At 70.9% G+C, this 14,379-nt stretch carries 10 protein-coding genes; all 10 read left to right on the forward strand.

Annotated features, from left to right (window positions below):
* Positions 1 to 48: 48 nt before the first annotated feature.
* The 10 genes from ACZ64A_RS09535 to ACZ64A_RS09580 all read left to right on the forward strand — a co-directional run bounded on the left by ACZ64A_RS09535 (position 49) and on the right by ACZ64A_RS09580 (position 14,379).
* On the forward strand, positions 49 to 1,320 hold the full coding sequence (locus ACZ64A_RS09535) for an ROK family protein (RefSeq protein ID WP_469809334.1): 1,272 nt from the start codon (positions 49 to 51) through the stop codon (positions 1,318 to 1,320).
* 403 nt (positions 1,321 to 1,723) lie between these two features.
* Positions 1,724 to 4,471 (forward strand): pyruvate, phosphate dikinase, encoded by a 2,748-nt coding sequence (gene ppdK, locus ACZ64A_RS09540; protein WP_469809336.1) that lies wholly within the window; start codon positions 1,724 to 1,726, stop codon positions 4,469 to 4,471.
* Positions 4,472 to 5,187: 716 nt separating this feature from the next.
* The gene (locus ACZ64A_RS09545) at positions 5,188 to 5,664 is read left to right on the forward strand and encodes a hypothetical protein (RefSeq protein WP_469809337.1); all 477 of its coding nucleotides are present in this window, start codon (positions 5,188 to 5,190) and stop codon (positions 5,662 to 5,664) included.
* A gap of 189 nt (positions 5,665 to 5,853) precedes the next feature.
* The gene (locus ACZ64A_RS09550) at positions 5,854 to 6,279 is read left to right on the forward strand and encodes a hypothetical protein (protein WP_469809338.1); all 426 of its coding nucleotides are present in this window, start codon (positions 5,854 to 5,856) and stop codon (positions 6,277 to 6,279) included.
* Positions 6,280 to 6,402: 123 nt separating this feature from the next.
* A complete protein-coding gene (locus ACZ64A_RS09555) occupies positions 6,403 to 7,032 on the forward strand; it encodes an ABC transporter ATP-binding protein (RefSeq protein WP_469809339.1) in 630 nt (209 codons plus the stop codon).
* 53 nt (positions 7,033 to 7,085) lie between these two features.
* On the forward strand, positions 7,086 to 9,320 hold the full coding sequence (locus tag ACZ64A_RS09560) for an FtsX-like permease family protein (RefSeq protein ID WP_469809340.1): 2,235 nt from the start codon (positions 7,086 to 7,088) through the stop codon (positions 9,318 to 9,320).
* A gap of 204 nt (positions 9,321 to 9,524) precedes the next feature.
* Positions 9,525 to 10,730, forward strand: a complete 1,206-nt coding sequence (locus ACZ64A_RS09565; protein WP_469809341.1) for an NAD(P)/FAD-dependent oxidoreductase — start codon at positions 9,525 to 9,527, stop codon at positions 10,728 to 10,730.
* The gene (nirB, locus tag ACZ64A_RS09570) at positions 10,731 to 13,397 is read left to right on the forward strand and encodes a nitrite reductase large subunit NirB (RefSeq protein WP_469809342.1); all 2,667 of its coding nucleotides are present in this window, start codon (positions 10,731 to 10,733) and stop codon (positions 13,395 to 13,397) included.
* Entirely contained in the window at positions 13,394 to 13,744 is a 351-nt protein-coding gene (gene nirD / locus ACZ64A_RS09575; protein ID WP_469809343.1) for a nitrite reductase small subunit NirD, read from the forward strand. Before nirB ends, nirD begins: the two co-directional genes overlap by 4 nt.
* Positions 13,745 to 13,878: 134 nt before the next feature.
* Positions 13,879 to 14,379, forward strand: a complete 501-nt coding sequence (locus ACZ64A_RS09580) for a hypothetical protein (RefSeq protein ID WP_469809344.1) — start codon at positions 13,879 to 13,881, stop codon at positions 14,377 to 14,379.

The raw sequence follows: 14,379 nt of genomic DNA on the forward strand, positions 1-14,379 counted from the left end.
AGAACCTACTGTGTAATGCAGGATGGGGAAACGCAAGGGGGTACGGGCATGGCGGGACGGGCCACGGAGGCCGGGCAGGCCGTACGGGGCGTCGAGGCCGTACGGTCCGGCAGGTCCGGGCGCGCCGGGGCGGCGACCGGCGCCGGGGACCTGCTCGAGCTGGTGCGCAGTGGCCGCGCCACGACGCGCGGGGCCCTGCAGCAGGCGACCGGACTGTCCCGGGCGACCGTCGGACAGCGCCTTGACCGGCTGTTCCGCGCGGGCTGGCTGCGCGAGGGCGCCGGCGGACCGGTCGACTCCCCGCTGGGCGGCCGCCCCTCCATCACCCTCGAGTTCGACGGTGACCACGCGCTCGTCCTCGCGGCCGACCTGGACACCCGGCACGCCCGGGCGGCCCTGCTCACCCTGACCGGCGAGATCCTCGCCGAACGCAGCGGCACCCTGGTCGTCGACGACGGACCCGAGGCCGTCCTCGGTGAACTGGGCCGCTGGTTCGCCGGCCTGCCGGCCGCGGCGGGACGCGAGGCCGCTCAGGTGTGCGGCATCGGGCTGGCGGTGCCGGGCCCGGTGGACAGCGAGTCGGGCCGGGTGGTGCAGCCGCCGATCATGCCGGGCTGGGACGGTTACGACATAAGGGGCCGCCTCGCCAGAGCCTTCACCGACCACACCGGCCTCCCCCCGGTCCCGGTCCTGGTCGACAACGACGCGAACCTGATGGCGTACGGCGAACAGCGCACGTCCTACCCCGGCTGCCCGGCGTTCGCGCTGGTCAAGGTGTCCACGGGGATCGGCGCCGGCATGGTGGTGGACGGCTCGGTCTACCGGGGCGTCGACGGCGGCGCGGGCGACATCGGGCACATCCGGGTGCCGGACGCCGAGCGGGCGCTGTGCCGCTGCGGTTCCCACGGCTGCCTCGCGGCCGTCGCGAGCGGCGGTGCCGTGGCGCGGCGGCTGGCGGAGGCGGGGGTGCCGGCGGCGTCCGGCTCGGATGTGCGGGAGCTGCTGGCGGCCGGGCATCCGGAGGCGCTGGGGCTGGCCCGGGAGGCGGGGCGCCGGGTCGGCGAGGTGCTGGCGACGGTGGTGACGCTGCTCAACCCGGGCGTGCTGATGATCGCGGGCGACCTGGCGGGCACCGCGTTCGTCACCGGCGTACGGGAGCTGCTGTATCAGCGGGCGCTGCCGCGTTCCACCGCTCGTCTGGAGGTGGTGACCTCGCGGCTGGGGGAGCGGGCGGCGCTGGTGGGAGCGGGGGCGCTGGTGGTGGAGCACCTGTATGCGCCGGAGCGGGTGGAGGAGCGGTTGCTGGCGCTCGGGGTGTGACGGCCCGGCCGTTCCGGATACCCGTCCGCATGGTGAAACCTCGCCCCGTGTGGGAGCGTGATTCTCACCACCCCTGATAAGGGTTGCGCTCAGATGAGCGAAACAAGACCGATTGCACTTCATCAAAGGGTGGCACTCAGTGCCACGGCTTGATCGTTCATCGGAGAAAATCAGACGTGCTGAAAGCCGCTCATCTGAGCGTCCTGGACGGTTTACGGGTGTTGATGCGTTCAAGAAGTGAAAACAAAAAGCCTCGGTTGCTTGCCAAGCCTTGACTTTCGATCCGCTGGCGGACGACTGGTTACGGGCGCATGACGTGCAAGTAGACGTACCCAGATGCCTTCGATCTGGGTATGTTCCTGGACGTCAGGGCAGCCACCGCGTCCTCGAGGAGTCGAGACCCGTGTCGGAAAACAAAGATCAGCAGCGACCCGCGTCGGGCAACAGCGTTGAGGGCGTGAAGTTCGTTTACGACTTCACCGAGGGCAACAAGGACCTCAAGGACCTCCTCGGCGGCAAGGGCGCGAACCTCGCCGAGATGACGAACCTGGGCCTTCCGGTGCCGCCCGGCTTCACCATCACCACGGAGGCCTGCAAGGTCTACCTGGACAGCGGCGAGGAGCCGGCGGCACTGCGTGACGAGGTGAGCGCACACCTCGACGCGCTGGAGAGCCGGATGGGCAAGAAGCTCGGCCAGGCCGACAACCCGCTCCTGGTCTCCGTACGCTCCGGCGCGAAGTTCTCCATGCCGGGCATGATGGACACCGTCCTCAACATCGGTCTCTCCGACAAGTCCGTGAAGGGCCTCGCCGACCAGGCCGGCGACGAGCGCTTCGCGTGGGACTCCTACCGGCGCCTCATCCAGATGTTCGGCAAGACCGTCCTCGGCGTCGACGGCGAGCTCTTCGAGGACGCGCTGGAGAAGGCCAAGGAGGCCAAGAAGGTCGCGGTCGACACCGAGCTAGAGGCCGCCGAGCTGAAGAAGCTGGTCACCACCTTCAAGAAGATCGTGAAGAAGGAGACCGGCCGGGACTTCCCGCAGGACCCGCGCGAGCAGATGGACCTCGCCATCCGCGCGGTCTTCGACTCCTGGAACACCGACCGCGCCAAGCTCTACCGCCGCCAGGAGCGCATCCCCGGCGACCTGGGCACCGCGGTCAACGTCTGCTCGATGGTCTTCGGCAACCTCGGCCCCGACTCCGGCACCGGCGTCGCCTTCACCCGCGACCCCGCCTCCGGCCACCAGGGCGTCTACGGCGACTACCTCCAGAACGCGCAGGGCGAGGACGTCGTCGCGGGCATCCGCAACACGGTGCCGCTCGCAGACCTGGAGAAGCTCGACAAGAAGTCGTACGACGAGCTGATGCAGATCATGGAGACCCTGGAGAACCACTACAAGGATCTCTGCGACATCGAGTTCACCATCGAGCGCGGCAAGCTGTGGATGCTGCAGACCCGCGTCGGCAAGCGCACCGCGGCCGCGGCGTTCCGTATCGCCACCCAGCTCGTCGACCAGGGCCTGATCGACGAGGCGGAGGCCCTCCAGCGCGTCAACGGCGCCCAGCTCGCGCAGCTGATGTTCCCGCGCTTCGACGAGAAGGCCAAGGTCCAGCAGGTCGGCCGCGGCATCGCCGCCTCGCCGGGCGCGGCCGTCGGCAAGGCCGTCTTCGACTCCTACACCGCTGTGAAGTGGTCCCGCTCGGGCGAGAAGGTCATCCTGGTCCGCCGCGAGACCAACCCCGACGACCTCGACGGCATGATCGCCGCCGAGGGCATCCTCACCTCGCGCGGCGGCAAGACCTCCCACGCGGCCGTGGTCGCGCGCGGCATGGGCAAGACCTGTGTCTGCGGCGCCGAGGAGCTCGAGGTCGACACCAAGCGCCGCCGGATGACCGTGCCGGGCGGCCAGGTCGTCGAGGAAGGCGACCTCATCTCCATCGACGGCTCCAGCGGCAAGGTGTACCTCGGTGAGGTCCCGGTCGTACCGTCCCCCGTGGTCGAGTACTTCGAGGGCCGTATGCACGCCGGCGCCGACGACGCCGACGAGCTGGTCGAGGCCGTCCACCGCATCATGGCGTTCGCCGACCGCAAGCGCCGGCTGCGGGTGCGCGCCAACGCCGACAACGCCGAGGACGCGCTGCGCGCCCGCCGCTTCGGCGCCCAGGGCATCGGCCTGTGCCGCACGGAGCACATGTTCCTCGGCGACCGCCGCGAGCTGGTCGAGCGCCTGATCCTCGCGGACACGGAGGACGAGCGCGAGGCGTCCCTCAAGGCCCTCCTGCCGCTGCAGAAGAAGGACTTCGTCGAGCTCTTCGAGGCGATGGACGGCCTCCCCGTGACCGTCCGCCTCCTCGACCCGCCGCTGCACGAGTTCCTGCCCGACATCACGGAGCTGTCGGTCCGCGTGGCGCTGGCGGAGTCCCGCCAGGAGCCGCACGAGAACGACCTGCGTCTGCTCCAGGCGGTGCACCGCCTGCACGAGCAGAACCCGATGCTGGGTCTGCGCGGCGTGCGCCTCGGCCTCGTGATCCCGGGCCTGTTCACGATGCAGGTCCGCGCGATCGCGGAGGCGGCGGCGGAGCGCAAGAACGCCAAGGGCGACCCGCGCGCCGAGATCATGATCCCGCTCGTGGGCACGGTCCAGGAGCTGGAGATCGTCCGCGAGGAGGCCGACCGGGTCATCGCGGAGGTCCAGGCCGCGACGGGCACGGACCTGAACCTGGCGATCGGCACGATGATCGAGCTGCCGCGCGCCGCGCTCACCGCGGGCCAGATCGCCGAGGCCGCCGAGTTCTTCTCCTTCGGCACGAACGACCTCACCCAGACGGTGTGGGGCTTCAGCCGCGACGACGTCGAGGCCTCGTTCTTCACGGCGTACCTGGAGAAGGGCATCTTCGGGGTGTCGCCCTTCGAGACGATCGACAAGGACGGCGTCGGCTCCCTGGTCAAGCTGGCGGCGGAAGCGGGCCGCCAGACCCGCCCCGACCTGAAGCTCGGCGTCTGCGGCGAGCACGGCGGCGACCCGGAGTCGGTCCACTTCTTCCACGAGGTCGGCCTGGACTACGTCTCCTGCTCCCCGTTCCGCATCCCGGTGGCCCGCCTGGAGGCCGGCCGCGCGGCGACCCAGTCGGAGGGCAGCGACCACCGCTGACCCCTCGGGGGCGCGTGGACCATGCGGGGCCCACACGCCCCGGCCTGCCCAGGCCACCCGAGGCCCCGGCCCCTCCCGGCTCACGAAGGCCGGAGGGGCCGGGGCCCGGCCCACCAGGTCCCCCGTCAGGCCCCGGACTCCTGGCCTGCGACGGCGGGTTGAACCGGGGCCTGGGCCTCCGGCCCCTCTGGTCCCGGACTCCTGGCCTGCGACGGCGGGGTGAACCGGGGCCTGGGCCCCCGGCCCCTCAGGTCCCGGACTCCTGGCCTGCGACGGCCGGGGCGAACCGAGACCCGGGCCCCGGCCCCCAGTTCCAGGACTCCAAGCCTGCGACGGCCGGGATGAACCCCTGGCCCGCCCCCCCGGTCCTGGACGCCCGGCCCGCGAAGGCCGGGACGAACCGGGCACCCGGCGGCCCAGCAGGCCCGGCAAGCCCCGGAGCCGTCGCTTGTCACCCGACCCTCACCGATCGGCGACGGCTCCGGCCCACGGAGAAAGGGCGGCACCCTTGTGCGGGGGTGCCGCCCTTTCGGCGTGCCGGGGGGCGACGGGTGCCGGCGAGCCGCCCACTCGGCGGCTGCGCCCCGACCGGCGCCCGGGCGGACCTCAACGGCAGCTCAGAGTTTCACTGTTCGCGCCGGGCGGGCCCAGCCAGGCACCTAGCCTGCCCGTGTCCGACCGCCTACGGGGGCGGTTCCGGCAGGGGGGTGTCACCTGTGAGCATGCGTTCCGGCTACGCCACCGTCACGGCCGCTGTCGCACTGTGCTGCCTGGGGCTGGCCGCCTGCACGGGGGCGGACGGAACCTCCCCGAGCAGCGCGAAGGAAGGGCCGCCTGCCGCGGCCGTGCCGACGGGCCCGAGGGCTGGGCACATCGAGGGTGAAACGGTCACCGCCGCGCCGAGGCTTGCTGCCGGTGAGCCGCTGGCCCAGGTGGCCGCGGGCAGAGGCAACCGCCGGATCGAACTCGGAACGGTCGCTGCGGGTCCTCTCTTGGTGGCGGTGAACTGCCAGGGAAAGGGCGCCCTGACCGTCAAGGTGCAGCCCAGGAGTCTCACCTTCCCTCTCGCGTGCGTGCCGGGGGAAGTCAGCACCGCGTACAACCAACTGCTGCTCGGCGAGGCGCACGTCCACGCCACGGTCTCCGTGACCGCGCCGTCCACCGTCGTCTGGTCGCTCACCGTCGGCCGGTAGGTGGAGGGCGGAACCGCGGCGGTTGTCGAAGCCGTTGGCGGTGCGCGTGAGCGTCGTTGACGCAATGGGCTGAATCACCTGATGTGGTGGTCATGGGCTAGGCAGATCGTTTCTTTGCGTTTCCGTGGCATTACAGTCCGTGATCACGCGGCGGCTGTCCGAGCCGCCGGTGACGACGGAGGGTGCGGGATGAAGAAGTTGCTGGTCGGTTGGGCCGCGGCCGGGTTGTTCCTGACGAGTGCCGGTACGGCGTTCGCAGCTGCTTGGGGGGCGCCGATCGACACCCTCTCCTCCGGCGGAGTGGAGTTCAAGGACGGTGAGTATCTGTTCAACAGGCCGTTCACCAACCACGGGGCCTTCGAATGGCAGGGGCGGCTCAACGACAAGCTTCCCGGCGACGGCCACAACGTGTACATGCAGGTTCGAGTGGAGGCGCACAACTGGGTCCGCTACAACGGCAAGCAGAAGAGTTCCGTGTGGCTGCACCGTTCCAACTGGGACGGCGCGCAGCTGTACACGCAGAAGGCGGAAATGCGGGCTTGCCGGGACCGGGGGAGCCTCCGACCGGACAACTGTTCCCCGACCGTGCACTTCGAGAACAAGGCGAAGCACTGAGGACTGATCGGCACACGGAGCCCGGACGGATGCGTCCGGGCTCCTCGCTCGGCATAGGGGAACATCATCAATACGTCAGAAGTGTTGTGCGCCAGGGGTGTCGAACTGCATTACGGCGCCACCGTGGCCGTGCGGGATGCGGACATCTCGCTTTGCCGTGGAGAGGTCGTGGCCATTACTGGGCAGAGCGGCTCAGGCAAATCCTCCCTCTTGTACTGCCTGGCCGGTGTGCTGCCGGTGGCCCGGGGCGAGGTGCGCTTCGAAGGCCGTGTCCTCGGGGAACTCGATGACGAGCAGCTCAGCGCCCTGCGACGCGAACGGTTCGGCTTCGTGTTCCAGTACGGGGAGCTCCTTCCCGAGCTGACCGTCGAGGAGAACACCGCGCTCCCTCTGCGCCTCGCAGGACAACGCAAAGGCGAGGCGTTGGCAACAGCCGGGGCTGTGCTGTCGCGCCTCGGGCTTGGTGAACTGCGGCAGCGCCGACCGTCGCAAGTCTCCGGCGGGCAGAGCCAGCGCGTCGCCGTTGCGCGAGCGTTGGTACACCAGCCGGCCGTTGTCTTCGCGGATGAGCCCACAGGCTCCCTGGACAGCTCCAACGCCACGGCCGTCCTAGAGGAGTTCCTTGCTCTCGCCAGGTCCCAGGGCACTGCAGTGGTCCTCGTCACCCACGACGCGGACGTCGCGGCTCGTGCGGACACCCGCTACCGGATGCATGACGGGATCCTGGCCCTCTGTGAGCGAGAAGCCTCATGACGGAATGGCTTCTGGGGCTGCGTCTGCTCTTGGGCAGTGGGCGGGGAAACCGAGTGCGTTTCCTTCTCATGGTCGCGGGCGGCACGGTCGGCGTGTGCTGTCTGGCTTTCGTCCTGGCCATCCCGGGGATCCTGCATGCGCAGGACGCCCGAAAGGCTGCGCGTCAACCGGACTGTGTATCGGATGGTCATCACCGGTGCAGTTCCGGCGACAGGGCTGCTCTCGAACTCGTCAGGACCGATCCGTACGGCTCCCGCCCCTTCACACGCGTATTTCTCGCCCGAGGAACCGATCCCGTGCCGACGCCACCGGGGTTGCGGGCGTTCCCGGCGCCGGGTGAAGTATTCGTCTCTCCACGGCTGCACGACGTGCTGCAACGGGAGCCGGGTCTGTTCCAGCTCCTCCCTGGTAAGGAGCGCGGGCAGATTTCGGCCCAGGGCCTCGCCCACCCTGACGAGCTCTTCGCCTACATCGGTAGCGAGCGCGAAACGCTCAGGGACGGCTCTCGCATGACACGCTTCGGAATGTCCGACGTTTGGTACCCCACGGTGGAGTCCTCGGCCCTGGACATCGTGCGCTTCACCCTGGCAGGAGTCGTCCTGCTGCCTCTCGCTGTTTTCCTGGCGGTGTGCGCTCGGCTCTCGGCTGCGGCACGCGCCCGCCGACTGGCCGCCCTGCGTCTGCTGGGGCTGAGCAGCAAGGGGGTACAACGCGTCAACGCGGCAGAGACCGTCGCCGCCGCCTTTGCCGGCGCTGTTCTCGGTTTGTGCGCGTACTGGGTCGCCAACCAGTTGGTCTCCCGGATCGGGCTGCCTGGGTTCAAGTGGTATCCGTCCGACGGGAATCTGTCCTGGGGAACGGTGGCCATCTGCCTCGTAGGCTGTCCCGCACTTGCCTGGTTCGTGGGGCGACTGGGCGCTCGTCGTGCGGCAGCGACCCCTCTCGAAGTGCGACGCAACGCGGTAGCGAAGCCACCGGCGAAATGGGGGTTGCTCCCGCTGGTGCCCGGGCTGGGCATCGTGGCCGGGTACTGCCTGGCAGGGGCGACCGGGCATGCCCCTCGAGACACCAAGCTCTCCTCGATCCTGATGCCGATCGCCGTCGTGCTCGTGGGAACCGGCCTCGTACTGGCTTTGCCTCTTCTGTCCCGTCTGTTTGCCCGACGCATCGCACGAACTACTCACTCCGTCTCTCTCGGGCTTGCCATGCGCCGCAACGAGATGGAACCAGGGGGCGCCCTGCGCGTGGCAACGGGGCTGGTGCTGCTCGTGTACGCGGCTTCATTGGTCCAGGGGGTCCTGATCGAACTTGATCAGGTGTCCAGGAACTCATCGCCCGTGCAGACCTACCGCCTCAGTCTGACGCACATGTCCGCAGGCCAGCAGCGGGCATTGGAAAGCATCGACGGGTTGCGCGGGTACGCCGTCGAGGTGACGTCCGAGTCGAGCGACGGTGACGCCTACTCGTCGTCTGTGACGGCACTGGTCGGCACATGCGCCCAGTTGCAAGCCATCGTGCCGGACGCCGGGCGATGCGTCGACGGCCGTCCGCTGCGATTGGTCAATGAGACCGTGGGTGATTACGACAACTCCACACGACCCGGGCAGACCTACTCCCTCCCGTTGGAGAAGGGCGGCAGCAACCGATTCATGCGCCTGAAAGTGCCGTCCGAGAACCTCCGTTACGCCGACTGGCCCGCGATCGCCGCGGTCGACGCGGAGGTTCTTCTCCCGCCGTCCAGTCTTCCGCCCGGATATCGCCCCACGGGGGCCGAACTCACTCTCGTCAGCGACTCCGACCCCGGGGCCGTGAGGCACGTGCTGGACTCGATCGGCGCGGTCGACCCCACGGCCGATGTGCGGCCCGACGGCATCAACGTAGACGCCCTCCGTCAAGTCGACGTCGTCAAGACCCTCCTCGCCGTAGGCATGGTCCTTGGGCTCGTCATCGGTGTCGCTGCGTACCTTGTCGCCTCCGCTGACCGGGCCGTCGAGCGGCGGTCTCAGGTGACCGCGTTGGCCTTGCTCGGGGCCCGGCCCTGGACTCTGCGGGGTGTGCAGGTCGCGCAGGTGGTCGTGCCGTTGGCTGTGGGGCTCGTGTTGGCCGTCGTGGCCGGGAAGGCCGCCGAGTCGAGCTATCTCGTCACCGGAGGTGGGGACATCTTCTGGGACGGCGACGGCGTGCCCCTGCTCATCGGGTGCGCCCTCGGGGCCGTCGTCGTCGCCGCGCTCGGGTCCTTGCCCCTCATCGGACGCCGGATCGACCCCGAGCTGATCCGGCGGGACTGAGCCGGATCCCTGGCCCACGGCCCGCTCGGCCGATCACGCCGGGCGGGCCGTGGGCCAGGGGCACGCTGCACGCTTGCCCTCACACCGCTCCCGAGCCCCTCTCGGCTCCCTCACACCCGCCCCCCGTCCCCGCTGAGGGCAGCGTTCCTCTCGGGAAACAGGGGGGAACCCGACGGGAAACACCCGCACCGCACGCTCGGTGGCATGACCTCGAAAACGCGTGTGGTGGTGATCGGCGCCGGGCTCGCGGGCGTACGTCTCGCCCGGCGGCTCGGTGAGCTGGGCGTGGCCGCCACGCTGGTCGGCGAGGAGGAGCACCGGCCCTACAACCGGGTGCTGCTCGCCGAGGTGCTGGCCGGGCGCTACAGCCCCGACGTGATCACCCTCCCCGCGCCCGCCGGCCTGGTCCGCGCCCGCGTCACCGGCATCGACCGCGCCGAGCGCACCGTGCGCTGCGCCGACGGCACGCAGATCGCCTACGACACCCTGGTGCTGGCCACCGGCTCCAACTCCGTGCTGCCCCCGCTGCGGGGACTGTTCACACCGGATCGCGAACTGCCCGCCGGCGTACACGCCTTCCGCACCCTGGACGACTGCCTCGGGCTGTCCGGGGCCGTACGGCCCGGCGTGAAGGCCGTCGTCATCGGCGGCGGGCTGCTCGGCGTGTCCGCCGCCCGCGCGCTCGCCGTCCGCGGTGCGCAGGTCGTCCTCGCCCAGCAGGCCGAACGGCTCATGGAACGCCAGCTCGACCCGAACGCGTCCGCGCTGGTCCATCGGCACCTGACCGGCCTCGGCGTCGAGGTGCACACCGAGTGCCGGGTGCGCGACGTGCGCTGCGTCGGCGGCGCGGTGCGCTCCGTGGAGATGGCCGACGGCTTCGCCCTGGACGCCGAACTCGTCGTCCTCGCCTGCGGGGTGCACCCGCGCGTCGGGCTCGCCAAGGACGCCGGGCTCGCCGTGGACAAGGGCGTCCTCGTCGACGACCGGCTCCGCACGTCCGATCCCCGTATCCACGCCCTCGGCGACTGCGCGCAGCACGACGGCACCGTCTACGGTCTCGCCGCTCCCGCTCTCGAACAGGCCGACGTCCTGGCCGAGTCGATCGCCGGGGACGGCAGTGCCCGCTACGCCGGCACCCGTTCGCTGACCCGTCTCACCCTCGCCGGTCTCGACCTCGCCGCGTTCGGCGAGCCCGTCGCACTGCCCGGCGACGACGTCGTGCAGCTCGCCGACGCCACCCGCGGCACGTATCGCAAGGTCGTCGTCCGCGACGACCGCCTGGTCGGCGGGGTCCTCGTCGGCGAACTCGGCACCGTCGGCGCGCTCGCCCGCGCCTGGGAGGGAGCAGAGCCGCTCCCGACGAACGGCGGCCCCCTGCTCCACCTGCTCACCCATGACGGAGGCTCCTGAATGACCGCCAACCCGGGGCCCACGCCCACGAACACCCCCACGAACACCCCCGCGAACACCGCCACGGACACCCCCACCGTCGTGCTCGTCGGCCACGGCATGGTCGGCCAGCGCTTCCTCGAAGCGCTCGCCGAGCGCGGGCTGACCGCCACCCACCGCGTGGTCGTGCTGTGCGAGGAGCCGCGTCCCGCCTACGACCGCGTCGCCCTCACCTCGTACTTCTCCGGCCGCACGCCGGACGACCTGTCCCTGACCGACCTGGAGTTCATCGCCACGCACGGCATCGAGCTGTACGTCGGCGACCCCGCCGTCACCGTCGACCGCCAGGCGAAGAAGGTCACGTCCAGGTCGGGGCAGGTCTTCGGCTACGACACCCTCGTCCTCGCCACCGGCTCCTACCCCTTCGTCCCGCCCGTCCCCGGCAAGGACGCCACCGGCTGTTTCGTCTACCGGACCATCGAGGACCTGCTCGCCATCGAGGAGTACGCCGGCAAGAAGGCGTCCACGGGCGCCGTCGTCGGCGGCGGGCTGCTCGGTCTGGAGGCCGCCGGCGCGCTCAAGGGGCTCGGCGTCGACACACACATCGTGGAGTTCGCGCCGCGGCTGATGCCCGTGCAGGTCGACGACGGCGGCGGCGCGGCCCTGCTGCGCACCATCGCGGACATGGGGCTCACCGTGCACACCGGCGTGGGCACCCAGGAGATCCTCGCCGGTGACGACGGCGCGGTCACCGGCATGAAGCTGTCCGACGGGTCCGAGATCGCCACCGACATGGTGATCTTCTCCGCCGGTGTCCGGCCCCGCGACCAGCTGGCCCGCGACTGCGGGCTGGCCGTCGGGGAGCGCGGCGGCATCAGTGTCGACGCCCAGTGCCGTACCGTCACCGACCCGGATGTCTTCGCGATCGGCGAGTGCGCGCAGGCGGTCGACGGGCGGGTGTACGGGCTGGTCGCGCCGGGGTACGAGCAGGCCGAGACCGCCGCGGCGACCATCGCCCGGGACGAGGCCGCCTTCACCGGTGCCGACCTGTCAACCAAGCTCAAGCTGCTCGGCGTCGACGTGGCCTCCTTCGGCGACGCGCACGGCACCGCCGAGGACTGCCTGGACGTCGTCTACTCCGACTCCCGCGCCGGCCTGTACAAGAAGCTGGTCATCGGCCGCGACGGCACCCTGCTGGGCGGCATCCTGGTCGGCGACGCGGAGGCGTACGGCACCCTGCGGGCGCTGACCGGCTCCGTCCCGCCCGTCGCTCCCGAGTCCTTGGTGCTGCCCGCCGGCGCCGGCTCGGGCGCCCAGCTCGGGCCCTCCGCGCTGCCCGACGACGCCATCGTCTGCTCCTGCCACAACGTCACCAAGGGCACCATTCGCGGTGCGGTCACCGACCACCGGTGCACGACCGTGCCCGAGGTGAAGAAGTGCACCAAGGCCGGTACCGGCTGCGGCAGTTGCGTCAAGGTGCTCGGACAGCTGGTCACCGCCGAGCTGGAGGCGTCCGGCGTCGAGGTCGACAAGGGCCTGTGCGGCTGCTTCTCCCAGACCCGCGAGGAGCTGTACGAGATCGTCCGCGCCCTGCGCATCCCCTCGTACCAGGAACTCCTCGACCGCTACGGCCGGGACGGCGCCCGGGGCGGCGACGGCTGCGAGGTCTGCAAGCCGGCCGTCGGCTCGATCATCGCCTCCCTCGCCCCGGCGATCGGCGCGAGCGGCTACGTCCTCGACGGCGAACAGGCCGCGCTGCAGGACAGCAACGACCACTTCCTCGCCAACCTCCAGAAGAACGGCTCGTACTCCGTCGTACCCCGCATCCCCGGCGGTGAGATCACCCCGGAGAAGCTCATCGTGATCGGGGAGATCGCCCGCGACTTCGGCCTCTACACGAAGATCACCGGCGGTCAGCGGATCGACATGTTCGGCGCCCGCGTCGAACAGCTGCCGCTGATCTGGGCGCGCCTGGTGGACGCCGGCTTCGAGTCCGGGCACGCCTACGGCAAGGCGCTGCGCACGGTGAAGTCCTGCGTGGGCTCCACCTGGTGCCGCTACGGCGTGCAGGACTCCGTCCGCATGGCGATCGACCTGGAGCTGCGCTACCGGGGCCTGCGCTCCCCGCACAAGCTGAAGTCGGCGGTCTCCGGCTGCCAGCGCGAGTGCGCCGAGGCCCAGTCGAAGGACTTCGGCGTCATCGCCACGGCGGGCGGCTGGAACCTGTACGTCGGCGGCAACGGCGGCGCCACCCCGCGCCACGCCGACCTGCTCGCACAGGACCTGTCCGACGCCGAACTGGTCCGTCTGATCGACCGGTTCCTGATGTTCTACATCCGCACCGCCGACCGGCTGGAGCGCACCAGCACCTGGCTGGAGCGCATCCCTGGCGGCCTGGACCACGTACGGGACGTGGTCGTGCACGACTCGCTCGGCATCTGCGACGAGCTGGAGGCGCTGATGCGGGCGCACGTCGCGCACTACCGCGACGAGTGGGCCGAGACCGTCAACGACCCGGAGAAGCTCGCCCGGTTCGTGTCCTTCGTGAACGCCCCTGACACCCCCGACCCGGTGGTCGCCTTCGTCCCCGAACGCGACCAGATCAAGCCCGACCTGCCGCTGCTGACCCTCGGCATGCGGCCCCCCGCAGACCATGCAGACGTCCTGGAAGGAAGCGCCCAGCGATGACCCTGGCACTCGAGACCACCGACCTGAAGGTCCAGCTCCGGCTCGCCGACGACTGGTTCACGGTGTGCGACCTGAGCGCCCTGATCCCGGGCCGCGGAGTGGCGGCGCTGCTGCCCGACGGCCGGCAGGTGGCCGTCTTCCAGGACCGCTCCGGCACGCTGTACGCCGTCGACAACCGCGACCCGTTCACCGGTGCGGCCGTCCTCTCCCGCGGCCTGACCGGCACCCACCAGGGCCGCCCCTTCGTCGCCTCCCCGCTGCTCAAGCAGCGCTTCGACCTGGCGACGGGCCAGTGCCTGGACGACGAGACGGTCCGTGTGACGGCCTACGAGGTCCGCTCCCGCTGACGGGGCGCGTGCCCGCGGGTCCGGGGGTGGGGTAAACCGAACCCCCGGGTTCCGTGGCAGCACCCTCGTTCGGGACGCCTCCGGGCGGGAGGCTGGACGCACCGCATCCAGCAGCCCTTCCGGAGGCATCCGTCATGGCCTACGCGCATCGCACCCCCTCCGCCGACTCCGCCGCCGCGCTCGTGTGGCGCGTGGTCCGCGAACCCTTCACGGCCGCGACCTGGCGGCGCAGCGCCTACGCGCTGCTCGCGCTGCCGGCCGGCCTGGTCTGTGTGCCGCTCGCCCTGCTGGGCGCGCCCACCGGGCGTCTGCAGCGGGCTCTGCTGCGCCGTCTGCTCGGCGCCGACCTGCCCGAGGGCTCCCGGGCGGGCCTCGCGCACGCCCTGCTGTCCACCCCGCTCAATCTGCTCGTCGCCGCCGTCACGTTCTACGGCTGGTCCCTCGTGCCGATGAACCTGCTCTGGCCGCTGCGCGCCGGTGACGACTACGCGGGCGCCTGGGGCGGTCCCACCTTCGCCGGGGCCTGGGCCTTCCACGCGGTCGCCGGCGGGATCGGGTTCCTGCTGCTGACGCCCTGGCTCGTGCGCGGGCTGACGGCGGTGCAGCGCCGTCTGGCCGCCGCGCTGCTCGGCTAG

The organism is Streptomyces sp. NPDC104814, from assembly GCF_055583185.1.